Below are 15,539 nucleotides of genomic sequence, written 5' to 3' on the forward strand. Positions count from 1 at the left end.
GGGCGAGAGCTGCCTGGTGTGGCTGCATGATCCCCGACACCGTGTCCGACCTGGCCATACCTGTGCGTGAAGAGGTGGAGTGTGCCTGAGCCCGGTGCCGCGCCAGTGCTGCTGGACGTGGCGCGCCGGTGGGCGGCGACGTTGGCCGACACCAAAGGAGTAACACTTCCCCCGGAGGAGCTGGAATCGCTGCTGCTGGAGGTCGCGAACGACGCGGTCGACCAGGCCGGCTCGCGCCACGACGGCGCGCTGCTGCGGTTCACCGCGCTGTACGCCGCGTCGCCGATGGGGATCGCGCTCGCCGACCCCGACGGCGCCATCGTGGAGGCGAACCTCGCCCTCGGCCAGCTGCTCGGCTGTTCCCCGGATCGCTTGCGCGGCAAGCACCTCGCCGAGCTGGGCTCGACCGACCACGACGTCTCGCGGCTCGAAGCGGGGCTGGCGCAGGTGGCCTCGGGGCGTGAGCGCTACCAGGAGCGGATGCTGCTCGACCACTCCGAGGACGGGCAGCTCTGGACCGACGTCACGCTCGCCCGGCTGCCCGGCGACCGGCCGGGCTCGGTCTACCCGGTGCTGATGGTGTCGGACGCGAACGAGCTGCACCTGCTGCAGGAGCGCCTGCTGCACCAGAACGTGCACGACCCGCTGACCGGGCTGCCCAACGCGTCGTCGTTCACGACCAAGCTGGAGGCCGCGCTCGGCGCCGGCGCCCGCGACGACATCGCGCTGGTGTACCTCGACGTCGACGGCTTCAAGGTGATCAACGACGGGCTCGGCGCCGGCGTCGGCGACCAGGTGCTGCGCGGGGTCGCGAACAAGCTGTCGGCGGTGTTCACCGGCCACCACGACGGGTTCGTGGCGCGGCTGTCCGGCGACGGCTTCGCGGCGCTGCTGCGCGGCGAGCTCGCGGCGACGGAGGTCGTCAACCTCGTCGAGCGTGCTCTGGAAGACCTCAACGAGCCGATCTACCTGGGCGGGCACGGCATCGGCGTCAGCGCGAGCGCGGGCATCGTGGTCCGCGCGGCCGTCGAGGGCGGCGCGGCGGAACTGCTGCGGGCGGCGGAGATCGCCTTGCACCGGGCCAAGGAGGCCGGCAAGGCGCAGTGGATGCTGTTCGACCCGGAGCTCGACGCCCGCGACCGCGGCCGCTACCAGCTGGGCGCGGTGATCGCGGGCGCGTTGGAGAACGGCGAGTTCTCGCTGGTCTACCAGCCGACGGTGAAGCTCGCCCGCCCGGACGAGCTGGCGGTGGTCAACGCGGGCCTGCGGTGGAACCACCCGGACAAGGGCGAGCTCGGCTCGGACGAGTTCTACCCGCTGGCCCAGACGACGGGCATGACGGTGCCGCTGGGCCGCTGGCTCCTGGCCGAGTCCCTGGCGGCCACGGCCCGCTGGCGGACCCGCCTGGGCGACGCGGCCCCGGACGTCTGCGTCCGCCTGCCGGCCCGCCTGGCGATCGACCCGGACCTGGTCCTGCTGGTGAAGGAGCAGCTGGACAAGCACGAGCTCCCGGCCCGCGCCCTGCGCCTGTGCACGGACCGCGACTCGATGCTCGACCCCCGCGGCGAGGTCCTGGACTCCCTGGCGGTCCTGGCGGACCTGGGCGCGCAGCTGGTGCTGACGATTTCGGGTTCGGCGGACCTGGAGCTGATCCCCCAGCACCGCCTTCCGGTCCGCCACGTGATCCTGTCCGGCCCGGTGGTCGACGCACTCGACACGGACGACCCGGCCGAGCCCGACCTGCGCCACCTGACCCAGCTGATCACCCGAGCCCGCGAGCTGAACCTGCGAGTCGGCGCGGAGGGGGTCCGCACGCACGACCAGGCGGCCCGGTTGCGCCAGCTGGGGGTCCTCGCGGCCCGCGGCCCGTTCGTGGCGGACTCGGCCACGGGCGACGAGGTCGACGAGCTGATCAACCGCCACCCGCGAACCTGAGCCCGAACCCCCCAATGTGGCGTTGGGTGCGTCTGACGCACCCAACGCCACATTGGGGGGCCGGCGGCGGGCCGACAGCGGGAAAGACCAAGCCGGTGCCACGGCGGCTCCGAACTCCGGACAGAATGGTCCTGCCGCCGACGAGAAGGGACGTCCATGGACGCCGGAGACCTCGCCCCCGACTTCACCCTGCCCGACGACCAGGGCGCCGAGCGCAAGCTCAGCGACTTCCTGACCACCGGACCAGTGGTCCTGTTCTTCTACCCGGCCGCGATGACCAGTGGCTGCACCGCCGAGAGCTGCCACTTCCGCGACCTCGCCGCCGAGTTCGCCGCGGTCGGGGCGCACCGGGTCGGCATCAGCCCGGACGGTGTCACCAAGCAGCGCCAGTTCTCCGACACCCACGGCTTCGACTACCCGCTGCTGTCCGATGTGGAGGGTGAGGTCGCGAAGCAGTTCGGCGTCTGGCGGAAACTCCTGCCGCTGCACGCCAAGCGCGCCACCTTCGTGATCGGCGAGGACCGGAAGATCCTCGCCCGGATCAAGAGCGAGCTCAACTTCACCGTCCACGCCGACCAGGCGCTCAAGGTGCTGCGGGAACGGAACAAGGTGTCCTGACCAGCCGCCACACCTGGTTGGTGCCCGTGCACGACGGCGCCAGCGGCTTCTCCGCCGGTTCCGTGCGCACCTTCGTGAACCCGAAGCGGGCCGGCACCGCTCCACTTCGGACGTTCCGCTCGTCGTGCTTGATCTCGACGTACCCCGCGCCGAGGCGGAACGCTTCCGCCGTCAGCAGCCGGACCGCCCGGGTGATCAGGCCACGGCCGACGAACCCCCGCGCGAGCCAGTAGCCGATCTCGACGCCGCCGTCGCGGGTCATCACGCCGATGCCGCCGGCCAGGTCCGGGCCGGCCCGGACCGCGTATTCGCAGGATTCGCCGCTCTCCCAGCGCTTTGCGGTCAGCGCGAGGAACTCCGCCGCTTCGGCGTCGGTGTAGCCGCCCGCGACCCAGATCAGGAACGGGCGCAGGTGGTCCAGCGACCCCCCGACCGCCGCGGTCAGGGCGGCCCGGTCGGCGGGCCGCCAGCGGGTCAGCGTCAGGTCACCGTCGCGGTGGGTCTCGGCCGGGATTTCCATGCACCTCATGGTGCCCCGGCCGGGACCTTGCGCGCGAACTAATTCACGATGACGCTGTCCGGCACTTCGCTGTCGTTCTTCAGCGCGTCGAACAGCTGCTTCGACTTGGCCTTGTCCCAGTTCTCCGCCGACCCGCTGGTCACCGGCACCGTCGTGGTCACCACGCCGCCCGAGGAGATCCCGCGCATCGCGATCGCCAGGCCGGCCAGGTTGTGCACGTGGTCGCCCGAATCCATGGTCAGCGCGTCCGGCGCCGAGGACAGCAGCGGGAAGAAGTCGAACGGGTTCAGCAGCGTGCCGGGGCTGGCGATCTGGCTGACCAGCGCGCCGATGAACTTGCGCTGGTTGGCGACGCGGTCGAGGTCCGAACGCGGGGTCGCCGCGCTGTGGCGCATCCGGACGAAGCCCAGCGCCGAGCGGCCGTCCAGCGACTGGCAGCCGGCCTTGATGTCGATCCCGGTCATGGTGTCGTTCATGTCCTTGTCGATGCACATGTCGACCCCGCCGATCGCGTCGACGATCTTGGCGAACCCGCCGAAGCCGATTTCCGCGTAGTGGTCGATGTGCAGCCCGGTCGCGCCTTCGACGGTCTGCGCGAGCAGCTTCGGGCCGCCGAGCGAGAACGCCGCGTTGATCTTGTTCTTGCCGTGCCCGGGGATCGACACCTGCGAGTCGCGCGGCAGCGAGAGCAGCGTCGGCTTGGTGGAGTTGTCCGGCAGGTGCGCGACCATGATCGTGTCGGTGCGCTGCCCGCCGCCCGCCGCGGCGACGTCGCCGGTGGCGAGCCGCTCTTCGTCCTCCGCGGTCAGGCCTTCGCGGCTGTCCGAGCCGACGATCAGCCAGTTGGTGCCGGACGCCGCGACCGGGCGGCCGGAGTAGTCGGCGAGCGCGTCGACGCGCTTGATCGAGAACTCGAGGTAGACCCAGATGCCGGCGAGGAACACGACGAAGACCAGCACCAGGGCACCGAGGACCTTGCCGATGCTCCACCGGCGGCGGCGCGGCGGCCGGGACGGCGGGTAGCCGTCGTCCACCGGGCGGCGGGGCGGGGCCTGCCGCGGCGGCGGGGGCGGGGCGTACTCCGGTTCGCGGGTGCCCATCGGGCGGGTGCGCTCGTCGTACGGGCTGCGGCCCCGTCCGGGCAGCGGCATCATCTGCGCGCGCTGGTGGTCCCGGGAGCGGCCGGCGGGCGGCCGGGGCGGCGGCATCCGGCGCCCGCCGTCGTCGCCACGGTACGTCATCACCATCACCCAATCCCGATCCGGACAAATCTGTCGCCGTCAGTACACCGCACGCCTTCTCCAGGAAGACGTGCGGCACCGGGGTCGGGTTGCCGACCAGCCGCTTCCCGGGGTTCCCAGGGGCGGAGCCCCTGGGCGGGGGTGCGGGGGTTCGACCCCCGCAGGACAGGGTTACCGGCCGGTCGCCTCGTAGCCGAACTGGTGGACCTTGAGGTACCCGGACCGGAACCCGGCCTCGGAATAGGCCAGGTAGAACTCCCACATCCGGCGGAAGACGTCGTCGAACCCGAACCCGGCGATGTCGGTCCAGCGGTGCAGGAACCGTTCGCGCCACCACCGTAGCGTGCGCGCATAGTCCTGGCCGAACTCGCGCATCCCGGCCAGCTTGAGCCGGGTGTTCGCCTTGACGCCCTCCTCGATCGAGCGCACCGACGGGATGATGCCGCCCGGGAAGATGTACTTGTGCACCCAGGTGTAGGCGCGCGACGCGGCCAGCATCCGGTCGTGGTCCATGGTGATGGCCTGCAGGCCGAACCGCCCGCCGGGGCGCAGCCGTTCGCCGATCGTCGCGTAGAACGCCGGCCAGTAGGACGCGCCGACGGCCTCGATCATCTCGACGCTGACCACGGCGTCGTACCGGCCGCTCGACTCCCGGTAGTCGCACAGCTTCACGTCGACGCGGCCGGAGAACCCGGCGGCCGCGATCCGCTCGGTGGCCAGCGCGCGCTGCTCCTCCGAGATGGTCAACGACGTCACGTGGGCGCCGCGGGCGGCGGCGCGGATGGCGAGTTCACCCCATCCGGTACCGATTTCGAGGACCTCGCTGCCCGCGCGGACGCCGGCGTAGTCGAGGACGCTGTCGATCTTGCGGTGCTGGGCCGCCGTCAGGTCGTCGGCGGGGCCGAACAACGCCGAGGAGTACATCATCGACTCGTCGAGGAAGGCGCCGAAGAGGTCGTTCGACAGGTCGTAGTGCCGGTGGATGTTGGCCCGCGCGCCTTCGAGGGTGTTCTCCTCGGACGGCGGCTGGGTGCGCTCGGCGATCCGCCGGAACTTCTGCAGCGCCGGCGGGACGAGGGTGGCCATCCGCTCGGCGAACGGCGTCAGCACCTCGGCCAGCTCGGACGCGGTCCAGTCGCCGGCCATGTAGGACTCGCCGAAGCCGATCTTGGCGTCGACGCCGAGGCGGTGGAAGAACGCTTCGGGCCGCAGGACCCGCATTTCGGGTGCTTCCGGGCCGCCGGCGCCGAGCACGGTGCCGTCCGGGAACGTGACCCGCACGTCGAGCGGGCGGACCGCGCGGCGGAACAGCGCGGCGGCGATCCGCGCGCGCAGCGCGGAGTGGGGTGGGGTGGCGAGCCCCGGCCAGCGGGACTCGTCCGGGACGTCCTGGGCCGACGCCCGGTCAGCGCTCAAAATGGTCACGGGTTCTCCCTCCGGCCGGCTGCGCCGGATCGATCCTAGTTCGCCGCACCCCGCGGCGCGTTTCGCCGAATGCCCTGTTCGGGGCGTTTTCATACCGAAATTCGCAGCCGCTCGGGCCCGGTCGCGGCCCACGCCTCACGCAGCGCGCCGCCGTCGTTCCCGGCGAGCAGGTCCCGGGTGAACGCCACCGTCAGCCGGGTCCACACCCCGGCCCGGCGCAGCATCGCGTGCCCCTCGTTCGCGATTTCGAACCGGGCGACGCGGGCGGCGACCAGCGCGGCGCGTTCGGCGAAGGCGTGCGACTCCGCCGGGCTCGTCATCCGGTCACGGGTGCCGTGCACGATGAGGACGGACCGCCCGGCGACGGCGTCGACCGGCTCCCCCCGCGGCGTCCACGGCGCCAGCGCGCAGACCCCGCGCACGGCCGGGTCGTCGGCCACGCGCAGGGCCACCCGTGCCCCCATCGAGTGACCCACCAGGACGACCGGCAGGCCGGGGTGCTCGGCGCGGATGCGGTCGAGGGCCCAGCGGGCGTCGCCGACCGGGTCCTCCGCGGGGGCGTTCCAGCCGTAGCGGCGGTTGCGCAGCAGCCGCACCTCGACGCCGTTCTTCCGCCCGGCCCGGTGCAGGGCGCGGGCCATCGGGACCATCCGCAGGTGGGCGAGCTTCCAGGGCGGCACCGCGCCCGTGCCGCGTTCCGCACCGCCGTGCAGCACGAGCACGACCGCTTCGGTCCGCCCGCGCGCCGGCCACCGCGACACCGCCGGTTCCGCCTCGCTCACCCAAACCTCCCACTGTCCGGGACTTCCGCATCCCGACGTTCGGGTCAACCTTGATCGGTCACCCGGCTATTCCACCGCCTGCCACCATCTTCGCGGTAGATTCGGCGCCCGATCCCCGACGGAAGGGTGGGTGTGGTGAGCGCCACGGACATCGCGGGCAGTGTCGCCAAGCAACTGGCGGACGTCGAACAGGCCAACGCCGAGGCGGTGCACGCGGCGGCGGACCTCGTGCTGGGGGTGATCCGCGCCGACGCACTGGTCTATACCGCCGGCGCCGGGCACTCGCTGGCGGCGGTCGCCGAGACGTTCTACCGGGCCGGCGGCCTGGCCTGCGTCTACCCGCTGTACCACCCGGAGCTGCTCCCGCTGCACGGCGCGGTGTCGAGCACGCGGACCGAGCGGCGCACCGGTCTGGCCGCGGAGGTGCTGGCCGAGCGCGCGCCGGGGCCGGACGACGTGCTGGTGGTGTTTTCGACCTCCGGGGTCAACCCGTACCCGGTCGAGCTGTGCATCGAGGCGCGCGAGCGGGGCGCGGCGGTGATCGCGGTGACGTCGCGGGCGTGCGTGGCGGCGGCGCCGCGGCGGTCGTCGAGCACGCTGGTCGAGCAGGGCACGGTGGTGCTGGACTCGCTGGTCGTCCCCGGCGACGCAAGCTACCCGCCGGACGCGCCGCGCACCGCCCCGCTGTCCACTGTGGTCAACGCGTTCCTGTGGAACCTGGTGCTGGCCCAGGTGTACGACCGCGGAACGGCCGAGGGCCTCGAGGTCCCGCTGTGGCGGAGCTCCAATGTGGAGGGTGGCGACGAGGCGAACGCCGCGCTGCTGGCGAAGTACGGCGAAATCGTCCCCCGCCTGCGGTAGTTCGTCGGAAAGCACCCGCCGGGCACGTCTTGACGCGCGTGCCCGGCGGTTTTGACGTCGACATACCGACTGGTCGGTGTGGACCGGTCGCTCCCGGAGGAGGTCCGATGGACGGCGCCACGGCGACGGTGCACGGCGAGTGCGCACCCGGCTTCGAGCCGGTGCGCGAGGCGTTCGAGGAGAACTTCCGCTCCCGCGGCGAGCTGGGGGCCGCGTTCACCGCCATCCGCCACGGCGAAGTCGTGGCGGACCTGTGGGGCGGCTGGTCCGGTCCGGACCGCGCGCGGCCGTGGCAGCCGGACACCCTGGCCAACGTCTGGTCGACGACCAAGGGCATGACGGCGCTCTGCACGCACCGGCTCGCCGACGCGGGCGAGCTCGACGTCGACGCCCCGGTCGCGAAGTACTGGCCGGAGTTCGCCGCCGCGGGCAAGGACGGGATCCCGGTGCGCTGGCTGCTTTCGCACCGCTCCGGCGTGCCCGGGATCGGTCTGGACCGGCCGGTGCGGGTCGAGGAGCTCTACGACTGGGACCTGATGACGTCGTTGTTCGCGGCGCAGGAACCGCTGACCGAGCCCGGGTCCGCGGGTGGTTACCACGCGCTCGCGTACGGCTGGCTCGTCGGCGAGGTCGTCCGGCGGATCGCCGGGCAGGGCATCCGCGAGTTCTTCGCCGAGCAGGTCGCCGGGCCGCTGGGCGCGGACTTCTCGATCGGCCTCGCGCCGGACACCGACCTGGACCGCTGCGCGACCCTGGTGGACCCGGTCGTGCCGGAGGAGGTGGCGAACGCGCTGGCCGCGGCGTTCGCGGCGGCCGGCCCGGTCGCGCAGGCCGCGTTGATGAACCCGCGCGTCCAGGGCCACGACGCCAACGACCCGGCGTGGCGGCGTGCGGTGCTGCCGGCGTTGAACGGCCACGGCACGGCCCGCGCGATCGCCACGATCTACGCCGGCCTGACCGACGGCACGCTCCTGTCCCCGGCGGGGCTGGCCCGGGCGCGCGAGAGCCAGGGCAAGGAGATCGACGCGGTGCTCGGCCTGCCGAACGAGTGGGGCCTGGGCTTCTACCTCGGCAGCGACGCCCGCGGCTTCGGCCCCAACCCCGCGGCCTTCGGCCACGACGGCCTCGGCGGCTCCACCGGCGCCGCCGACCCGGAGAACGGCATCGCCTTCGGCTACACCCTCAACCAGCTGGGCCCCCTGATCCGCGACGACCCCCGCAAAATGGCCCTCGTCCAAGCCCTCCACGAGTCCCTCCCCAACACGTAATCCCCGTGATCAGAGCCGGAACCCACGTGATTGGGGCCGTAACTCGCGTGATTGGAGCCGTAACTAACGAGTTCCGGCTCCAATCACGCGAGATCCGGCTTGAATCACGCCAGTTCCGGCTCTGATCACGCGACGGCGGGTTCTTCGTCGGCGAACTGGGTTGCGTGGAGGGTTGCGTAGCGGCCGCCGGCGGCCAGGAGTTCGTCGTGGGTGCCGCGCTCGACGATCTCGCCGTGCTCCAGGACGAGGATGCGGTCGGCCGCGCGGACCGTCGACAGCCGGTGGGCGATGACCAGGGCCGTGCGGCCGGCCAGCGCGTGCGTCAGTGCCTCGGCGACCGCGGCCTCCGACTCGGAGTCCAGGTGCGCGGTGGCCTCGTCCAGGATGACGACCTTGGGCTGGGCCAGCAGCAGCCGCGCGATGGTCAGCCGCTGGCGCTCGCCGCCGGACAGGCGGTAGCCGCGCTCGCCGACCGTCGTGTCGAGGCCGTCCGGCAGGGACCGCGCCAGCTCGCCGAGCCGGGCCCGCTCCAGGGCCGCCCAGATCTCGTCGTCGGTGACCTCCGGGCGCGCGTACGCCAGGTTCGCGCGGATCGTGTCGTGGAACAGGTGCCCGTCCTGCGTCACGACGCCGACCGTCTCCCGCAGCGACGCGAAACTCAGGTCCCGGACGTCCACATCGGACAGCCGCACCGCGCCGGCGTCGACGTCGTACAGCCGCGGCAGCAGCGACGCGATCGTCGACTTCCCCGCGCCCGAAGACCCGACCAGCGCGACCATCTCCCCCGGCTCGGCGCGGAAGGAGATGCCGTGCAGCACCTCTTCGCCGCCGCGGTGGTCGAGCGTGGCGACGTCCTCCAGCGACGCCAGCGAGTACCGGTCCGCGGCCGGGTAGCCGAAGCGGACGTCCGCGAACTCGACCGAGACGCCCTCCGACGGCGGCAGCGCCCGCGCGGCCGGCTTCTCCTTGATCATCGGGTCCAGGTCGAGGACCTCGAAGACCCGCTCGAACGACACGAGGGCCGTCATCACGTCGACGCGGACGTTGGCCAGCGCGGTCAGCGGCGCGTAGAGGCGGGTCAGCAGCAGCGCCAGTGCGACGACCGTGCCCGGCGCGAGCTTGCCGGTCAGCGCGAGATACCCGCCGAGGCCGTAGACGAGCGCCTGGGCCAGCGCCGACACCAGGGTCAGGCTGGTCATGAACCAGCGGGTCAGCATCGCGGTCCGCACGCCGATGTCGCGAACGCGCCCGGCCCGCAGCGCGAAGTCGTCCGCCTCCTGCACCGGCCGGCCGAACAGCTTCACCAGCGTCGCGCCCGGCGCGGAGAACCGCTCGGTCATCTGCGTGGTCATCCCGGCGTTGAGGTCCGCGGCCTCCCGCTGCAGCCCGGCCATCCGCCGCCCGAGCCGCCGCGCCGGGATCACGAAGATCGGCAGCAGCACCAGCGCGATCAAGGTGACCTGCCAGGACAGCGTGAGCATCACGGCCAGCGACAGCGCCAGCTGGATGACGTTGGTGACCAGCCCGGACAGCGTCGCGGTGAACGTCCGCTGCGCGCCGATGACGTCGTTGTTGAGCCGCGAGACCAGCGCCCCGGTGCGGGTGCGCGTGAAGAACGCGATCGGCATGCGCTGCACGTGCTCGAACACCGCGCGCCGCAGGTCGAAGATGATGCCCTCGCCGATGCGCGCGGACTGCCACCGCTCGACCAGCCCGAACCCGGCGTCGGCGATCGCCAGCACGGCGATGACGACGGCGAGCCAGATGACCAGCGGCAGGTCGCGGCCGCCGACGATCGCGTCGACCACCTTGCCCGCCAGCACGGGGGTCGTCACGGCCAGCACGGCCGAGACGACGGTCAGCACGAGGAAGGCCAGCAGGCGCCGCCAGTGCGGCCGGGCGAAGCGGGCGACGCGCTTGAGCGTGCCGCGGCTCAGCGCCTTGGGTGTGTCGCCGGCGCGCATCGCCGAACTCCACAACCCCCACATGTTGTCCACGGGAACCCCCAGTCTCGGAAACCTCCAGCATAGCTGAGGTTTTCGGCGGATATGACCTGGACAACGTCACCATTGCCCGATTGCTTCCCCCGGCCGTTCACTCCACGCGAACCACCCGGTGCAGGGCGGTGCGCAGCCGTTCGGCGTCCTCGGCCGAGAGCGGTTCCAGCAGGAGCGCTTCCGCCTGCCGCGTCACCTCTTCGCCCGCCTCGCGGACCCGCTCGCCTTCGGGCGTCAGCGTCACCAGGCGCTTGCGCCGGTCCCCCGGCGCGACCTCGCGCCGGACCAGGCCCTTGACCTCCAGCTCGTCGACCAGCGCGACCATCGTCGTCCGGTCGACGCCGAGCCGGGCCGCGCCCTCCTGCTGCGACTGCGCCGGGCCCGCCCCGAAGAGCGCGAGCAGCGCGAGCTGCCGCCCGGTGACGCCGAGAGGTGCATACAAGGGCTCGGCCAGCTCCGCCAGCCGCAGCTGGGCGTGCTTGAGCAGGTAACCGAGCCGGCGGGTGACGGCGGGAGGCGCGCTGGACATGGGGGAACTCTACACCTACGCTGATCGTCAGCATCACTGACGATCAGGAGTCCCCCATGATTACCGTCGGCCTCAAGCCGCCGCAGCAGCACATCGGCATCGCCGACCTCCGCGAGATCTGGGCCATCGCCGACGACGCCGGGTTCGACGGCTGCTGGGTGTTCGACCACCTCGCCCCGATGGGTCCCCGCCGCACCGGCGACGTCTTCGACGGCTGGAGCCTGCTGGCCGCGATGGCCGAAGCGACCCGGCGGGTGCGGATCGGCTGCCTGGTCTCCGGCAACACCAACCGGCACCCGGGCACCTTCGCCAAGATCGCCGCGACCGTCGACCACCTCTCCGGCGGCCGGCTCGACGTCGGCCTCGGCGCGGGCGGCGACACGCTGACCGACGCGATGATGGGCACACCGACGCCGTCGCCGGTCGAACGCGTCGAACGGCTGGCCGAAACCTGCGAAATCCTCGAGCTGCTGTGGACCCGGCCGGAAACCACCCACCACGGCCGCCACTACACGCTGACCGGCGCGATCAGCGACCCGAAGCCGGTGCAACGGCCGAAACCGCCGCTATGGCTGGGCAGCAGCGGCGAAAAGCGCGGCCTGCGGGTGGTCGCCGAGCACGCCGACGTCTGGCTCAACGCGGCCTTGCCGGGAACGGAAATTGCCGAGCTGCAACGGCTTTCCCGCGTCCTCGACACGCACTGCGCGGCGGCCGGCCGCGACCCGGCGACGATCCGGCGGGCCGTGCAGTTCCGGCTGCCGTCCGATCCGGACAGTGCGCTGCGCCTCGCGCGCAGCCACGCCGAAGCCGGCTTCACCGAGCTCGTCCTGATGCCGACGGGTCACGACGACGTCGTCACCGCCTCCGAAGCTGCCGCCAAGCTGCTGCCCCGCCTGCGAGACGTCGGCTGAACCGGGCGAAGGCGCCTCGGTAGCCTGGCGACGTGGAAACGGAGGTGGGCCAGGCGCCCGCATGGCGGCGCGCGGCCCGGCTCTTCACGGCGCCGGCGCGCACCGGGGAGGCCGCGCCCCTGCGTGGGGACCTGGGGTTCTACCTGGCCTGCCTGGCTTTCGCGCTGCCCACGGCGCTGGTGTCCGAATTCTACGGCTACCGCGTCTGGGGCAACTTCGCGACGGTGGCCTACGGCTTCGGCGCGGCCCACAGCGGATACCTGCTGCTGGCCGCGCGCCGGGGACGCCGCCCGGCCGGCGTGCTCGGGTCACGCTGGTGCGGCATCGCCGTCGTCGCGCTGTTGGCGATGATCCTTCCGTTGGCGCTTCTGGTGATTCGCCGCCTCACCGGGGTGGACTGGCTGATCACGCCGGTTTCGTGGGCCGCGCAGCCCGAGGTCTGGGTGATCGAGCGGTCCGCGGATCTGCTGCTGCACCACGGAACCCCGTACGTCGACGTCACCGCGCTCGGCCGGCCGCCGGTGGTAAACGATTACACGCCCTACGGCCCGGTGATGGCGATCTTCGGCCTGCCGCGGGCGCTGTTCGGCGGCACGCCGCTGACCGACGCGCTCACCGACGCCCGCTGGATGTTCGCCCTGGCCGCCTGCGCGTGCGTGCTGGGCACGCTGAAGCTGCTGAACCGGCCACGGGTGCCGGTCGGCGCCGCGCAGCTCGCGCTGGCCTGCCCGCTCACCGCGCTCACCTGGGCCGTTGCCGGCCCGGACCTGGCGATCGTCGGCCTGCTGGTGCTCAGCTGCGCGCTGGCGGCCACCGGGCGCTTCGCCTGGTCCGGCCTGGTGCTGGCGCTGGTGATCAGCGCGAAGCTCATCGTGGCGCCCGCGGCCGCGGTGCTGGCGGTCCTCGTGCTGGTGCGCCGGGGGAACGGGCTCGACTGGGCGGCCCTGGGCCGGTTCGCGGCGGCGCTGGTGGCGACGACGGCCGCCGTGCACCTGCCGGTGTACCTGGTGGATCCGGCGGCGTTCGTGGAGCACGTCTTCCGGTTCCCGCTCGGAATGGGCGTCGTGCGCTCGCCCGCGGCCAGCCCGCTGCCGGGCCATCTGATCGCCGGGACCGGCCCGTTCGGTCAGGTGGCGGCGTTCGTGCTCGTCGGCGCCGCCGCCGTGGCCGTGCTGGTGTGGCTGGTGCGCCGGCCCCCCGCGAACGGCTCCGGCGCACTGCTGCGCACCGCCGTCGGACTCGGCGCGTTGATCCTGCTCACCCCGGCCACCCGTTACGGCTACCTGGTGTACCCGCTGGTCCTGCTCGGGGCCCACCTGACGTTCCGCGTGGCCGAAGTGCCCGCTGCGCCCCCCGCGCAGCGTTCCGCGACTACTTCTTCTTGACCCTGGTGGCCCCGCCGCGCCCCCGCAGCTGGACGCCGGACTCCGACAGCACCCGGTGCACGAAGCCGTAGGACCGCCCCGTCGACTCCGCGAGAGCCCGGATGCTCGAGCCCTTCTCGTATTTCTTCTTCAGGTCAGCGGCCAGCTTGTCGCGCGTGTTGCCGGTGATCCGCGCGCCTTTCTTGAGATCAGCCACGTCGATCGCCTTCCCGCCGAGAGTGTTCTGGGCCACATATCGGCCCCTGCCGGGGCAATGATCGAACACTGAGCGCCGGAATGCCAGACGACAGACGTGAAACAGCCGAAATTGCGATCACATTGGGCCATTCCAGTGCTCTGCGGTCAGTGATCTTGCACCCGAATGGACGCACGCCTCACGCGAGCTGGACAAGTTCGAGGTAGTCCGCCGACCAGTGGTCCTCGGTCCCGTCGGGCAGCAGGATGACCCGCTCGGGCTCCAGGGCCTCGACCGCGCCCGGGTCGTGGGTCACCAGCACGACGGCCCCGGCGAAACTGCGCAAGGCGTCCAGGACCTGCGCGCGGCTGGCGGGGTCCAGGTTGTTCGTGGGCTCGTCCAGCAGCAACACGTTGGCAGCGCTGGAGACCAGGCCCGCCAGCGCGAGCCGGGTCTTCTCGCCGCCGGAAAGCGTGCCTGCCGGCTGGTCGAGTTGTTCGCCGGTGAAGAGGAACGAGCCGAGCAGGTTCCGCAACTCCTGCGCGCCGGTGTCCGGCGCGAGATGTCGGATGTTTTCCCACACCGACGCGTCATGATCAAGAGTTTCGTGTTCCTGTGCGTAATAGCCCAGGCGCAATCCGTGACCCGGAACGACGGATCCGGTGTCCTGGGTTTCCATTCCGCCGAGCAGCCGCAGCAAAGTCGTCTTTCCGGCGCCGTTCAGCCCGAGTACGACAACCTTCGAACCGCGGTCGATGGCGAGATCGACGCCGGTGAAGATTTCCAGTGAGCCGTACGACTTCGAGAGACCTTCCGCGGTGAGCGGGGTGCGGCCGCAGGGGGCGGGCTCGGGGAACTTGATCCGGGCGACCTTGTCGGCGTGGCGGGTGTCTTCCAGCGACGACAGCATCTGCTCGGCGCGGCGCGCCATGTTCTTGGCCGCCACGGCCTTCGTCGCCTTCGCCCCGAGTTTCGCAGCCTGCTGCTGCAGCGCCGACGCCTTCTTCTCGGCGTTGGCGCGCTCGCGGCGGCGGCGCTTCTCGTCGGTGGCGCGCGCGTCGAGGTACCGCTGCCAGCCCATGTTGTACAGGTCGAGCTCGCCGCGGGTGGCGTCGAGGAACCAGACCTTGTTGACCACGTCGGCCAGCAGCTCGACGTCGTGGCTGATCACGACCAGGCCGCCGTCGTGCTGCTTGAGGAAGCCGCGCAGCCAGTTGATGGAGTCGGCGTCCAGGTGGTTGGTCGGCTCGTCGAGCAGCAGGATCGTCTCGGACTTGCCGCCGGCGCCGGCTTCGGCCGCAGCGAACAGGATCCGAGCCAGCTCGACCCGGCGGCGCTGACCACCGGAGAGCGTGCCCAGTGTCTGGGCGAGAACCCGGTCGGCCAGGCCCAGGTTGGAGCAGATCCGCGCGGCTTCGCTCTCCGCGGCGTACCCGCCGAGGGAGGCGAAGCGCTCTTCGAGCCGGGCGTAGCGGTTGATGGCCTTGTCGCGCGCGGCTTCGTCGACGAGCTCGGCCATCGAGGCCTGCGCCTTCTCCATGTCGCGCATCAGCTTGTCCAGACCGCGCGCGGAGAGCACGCGGTCCTTCGCGGTGACCGAAAGATCACCTTCGCGCGGATCCTGCGGCAGGTACCCGAGTTCGCCGGTGCGCCGGACTTCGCCGGCGTGCGGCTCGCCTTCGCCGGCGAGGACCTTCAGCGAGGTGGTCTTGCCCGCGCCGTTGCGGCCGACGAGGCCGATGCGGTCGCCGGGCTGGATGCGGAGGGTGACGCCGTTGAGCAGGATGCGCGAACCAGCGCGCAGCTCGAGGCCGGTGGCCGTGATCAAGGGGAACTCCCGTGGAATGGGGGCGTACGGAGGACAGCTTCAGGCGGCCGCTCGGGCCGCGGCG

The 15,539-nt window shown here is 72.1% G+C and carries 14 protein-coding genes; 6 read left to right on the plus strand and 8 right to left on the minus strand.

What is annotated here, in order from left to right:
* Positions 1 to 117 precede the first annotated feature (117 nt).
* Positions 118 to 1,935 carry an EAL domain-containing protein gene (locus C2L59_RS39440; RefSeq protein WP_103354833.1) on the plus strand — a complete coding sequence of 606 codons (1,818 nt, stop codon included), beginning with the start codon at positions 118 to 120 and terminating at the stop codon, positions 1,933 to 1,935.
* A 156-nt stretch (positions 1,936 to 2,091) separates the two neighbouring features.
* Positions 2,092 to 2,553, plus strand: coding sequence for a peroxiredoxin (locus tag C2L59_RS39445; RefSeq protein WP_103354686.1), 462 nt, complete (start codon positions 2,092 to 2,094; stop codon positions 2,551 to 2,553).
* On the opposite strand, the gene C2L59_RS39450 is transcribed toward C2L59_RS39445, so the two are convergent.
* From C2L59_RS39450 to C2L59_RS39465, 4 genes are all read right to left on the minus strand, one after another.
* Positions 2,519 to 3,073 (minus strand): GNAT family N-acetyltransferase, encoded by a 555-nt coding sequence (locus tag C2L59_RS39450; protein ID WP_199199545.1) that lies wholly within the window; start codon positions 3,071 to 3,073, stop codon positions 2,519 to 2,521. The two genes, C2L59_RS39445 and C2L59_RS39450, sit on opposite strands and share 35 nt — an antisense overlap.
* 38 nt (positions 3,074 to 3,111) lie before the next feature.
* Positions 3,112 to 4,320, minus strand: a complete 1,209-nt coding sequence (locus C2L59_RS39455; protein ID WP_103354688.1) for an LCP family protein — start codon at positions 4,318 to 4,320, stop codon at positions 3,112 to 3,114.
* Positions 4,321 to 4,485: 165 nt separating this feature from the next.
* Complete coding sequence (locus C2L59_RS39460) at positions 4,486 to 5,739, minus strand: cyclopropane-fatty-acyl-phospholipid synthase family protein (RefSeq protein WP_103354689.1); 1,254 nt, start codon at positions 5,737 to 5,739, stop codon at positions 4,486 to 4,488.
* An 89-nt stretch (positions 5,740 to 5,828) separates the two neighbouring features.
* Positions 5,829 to 6,521, minus strand: coding sequence for an alpha/beta hydrolase (locus C2L59_RS39465; RefSeq protein ID WP_103354690.1), 693 nt, complete (start codon positions 6,519 to 6,521; stop codon positions 5,829 to 5,831).
* 132 nt (positions 6,522 to 6,653) lie between these two features.
* Between C2L59_RS39465 and C2L59_RS39470 the strand changes: the two genes are divergently transcribed.
* Positions 6,654 to 7,382: an SIS domain-containing protein gene (locus C2L59_RS39470; protein ID WP_199199547.1), complete on the plus strand. Its 729-nt coding sequence runs from the start codon at positions 6,654 to 6,656 to the stop codon at positions 7,380 to 7,382.
* Between the two features lie 107 nt (positions 7,383 to 7,489).
* Positions 7,490 to 8,650: a serine hydrolase domain-containing protein gene (locus tag C2L59_RS39475; RefSeq protein ID WP_103354692.1), complete on the plus strand. Its 1,161-nt coding sequence runs from the start codon at positions 7,490 to 7,492 to the stop codon at positions 8,648 to 8,650.
* A gap of 125 nt (positions 8,651 to 8,775) precedes the next feature.
* On the opposite strand, the gene C2L59_RS39480 is transcribed toward C2L59_RS39475, so the two are convergent.
* Positions 8,776 to 10,647 (minus strand): ABC transporter ATP-binding protein, encoded by a 1,872-nt coding sequence (locus C2L59_RS39480; protein WP_103354693.1) that lies wholly within the window; start codon positions 10,645 to 10,647, stop codon positions 8,776 to 8,778.
* A gap of 97 nt (positions 10,648 to 10,744) precedes the next feature.
* A complete protein-coding gene (locus C2L59_RS39485) occupies positions 10,745 to 11,176 on the minus strand; it encodes a MarR family winged helix-turn-helix transcriptional regulator (protein WP_103354694.1) in 432 nt (143 codons plus the stop codon).
* 56 nt (positions 11,177 to 11,232) lie between these two features.
* Here C2L59_RS39485 and C2L59_RS39490 point away from each other — a divergent pair, with 56 nt between their 5' ends.
* Positions 11,233 to 12,087, plus strand: coding sequence for an LLM class flavin-dependent oxidoreductase (locus C2L59_RS39490; RefSeq protein WP_103354695.1), 855 nt, complete (start codon positions 11,233 to 11,235; stop codon positions 12,085 to 12,087).
* Between the two features lie 32 nt (positions 12,088 to 12,119).
* On the plus strand, positions 12,120 to 13,472 hold the full coding sequence (locus C2L59_RS39495; protein ID WP_103354696.1) for a glycosyltransferase 87 family protein: 1,353 nt from the start codon (positions 12,120 to 12,122) through the stop codon (positions 13,470 to 13,472).
* On the opposite strand, the gene C2L59_RS39500 is transcribed toward C2L59_RS39495, so the two are convergent.
* Together C2L59_RS39500 and C2L59_RS39505 are read right to left on the minus strand one after the other, a co-directional pair.
* Positions 13,459 to 13,668: a helix-turn-helix domain-containing protein gene (locus tag C2L59_RS39500; RefSeq protein ID WP_003071237.1), complete on the minus strand. Its 210-nt coding sequence runs from the start codon at positions 13,666 to 13,668 to the stop codon at positions 13,459 to 13,461. The genes C2L59_RS39495 and C2L59_RS39500 overlap by 14 nt on opposite strands.
* Positions 13,669 to 13,846: 178 nt before the next feature.
* Positions 13,847 to 15,475: an ABC-F family ATP-binding cassette domain-containing protein gene (locus C2L59_RS39505; RefSeq protein ID WP_103354697.1), complete on the minus strand. Its 1,629-nt coding sequence runs from the start codon at positions 15,473 to 15,475 to the stop codon at positions 13,847 to 13,849.
* Positions 15,476 to 15,539 lie beyond the last annotated feature (64 nt).

The sequence above is a fragment of the Amycolatopsis sp. CA-128772 genome, assembly GCF_002904295.1.
Taxonomy (GTDB): domain Bacteria; phylum Actinomycetota; class Actinomycetes; order Mycobacteriales; family Pseudonocardiaceae; genus Amycolatopsis.

Excerpts from the sequence above, each read along its gene's own strand:
- C2L59_RS39445 (WP_103354686.1), top strand. The coding sequence starts at position 2,092 with ATGGACGCCGGAGACCTCGCCCCCGACTTCACCCTGCCCGACGACCAG.
- C2L59_RS39485 (WP_103354694.1), bottom strand. The coding sequence starts at position 11,176 with ATGTCCAGCGCGCCTCCCGCCGTCACCCGCCGGCTCGGTTACCTGCTC.
- C2L59_RS39475 (WP_103354692.1), top strand. The coding sequence starts at position 7,490 with ATGGACGGCGCCACGGCGACGGTGCACGGCGAGTGCGCACCCGGCTTC.
- C2L59_RS39455 (WP_103354688.1), bottom strand. The coding sequence starts at position 4,320 with ATGGTGATGACGTACCGTGGCGACGACGGCGGGCGCCGGATGCCGCCG.
- C2L59_RS39490 (WP_103354695.1), top strand. The coding sequence starts at position 11,233 with ATGATTACCGTCGGCCTCAAGCCGCCGCAGCAGCACATCGGCATCGCC.
- C2L59_RS39450 (WP_199199545.1), bottom strand. The coding sequence starts at position 3,073 with ATGGAAATCCCGGCCGAGACCCACCGCGACGGTGACCTGACGCTGACC.